The following is a 553-nucleotide window of genomic DNA, read 5'->3' on the forward strand; positions in this document are numbered from 1 at the left end:
TAGGGTAGCCGTAGGGAAACCGAGTCTTAACTGGGCGATTAGTTGCAAGGTATAGACCCGAAACCCGGTGATCTAGCCATGGGCAGGTTGAAGGTTGAGTAACATCAACTGGAGGACCGAACCCACTAACGTTGAAAAGTTAGGGGATGACCTGTGGCTAGGAGTGAAAGGCTAATCAAACCGGGAGATAGCTGGTTCTCCCCGAAATCTATTTAGGTAGAGCCTCGGACGAATACTTACGGGGGTAGAGCACTGTTAAGGCTAGGGGGTCATCCCGACTTACCAACCCTTTGCAAACTCCGAATACCGTAAAGTAATATCCGGGAGACACACGGCGGGTGCTAACGTCCGTCGTGAAGAGGGAAACAACCCAGACCGCCAGCTAAGGTCCCAAAGTCATAGTTAAGTGGGAAACGATGTGGAAAGGCCCAGACAGCCAGGAGGTTGGCTTAGAAGCAGCCATCCTTTAAAGAAAGCGTAATAGCTCACTGGTCGAGTCGGTCTGCGCGGAAGATGTAACGGGGCTAAACTATGCACCGAAGCTGCGGATTCA

Annotated in this window: 1 rRNA gene; it reads left to right on the top strand. The window is 51.5% G+C overall.

The window, feature by feature from the left end:
• Positions 1–553, top strand: a 23S ribosomal RNA gene (locus H5201_RS22600); the annotation flags it as partial.

It is taken from the genome of Pseudoalteromonas sp. SG43-6, from assembly GCF_014164365.1.
Taxonomy (GTDB): Bacteria; Pseudomonadota; Gammaproteobacteria; order Enterobacterales; family Alteromonadaceae; genus Pseudoalteromonas; species Pseudoalteromonas rhizosphaerae.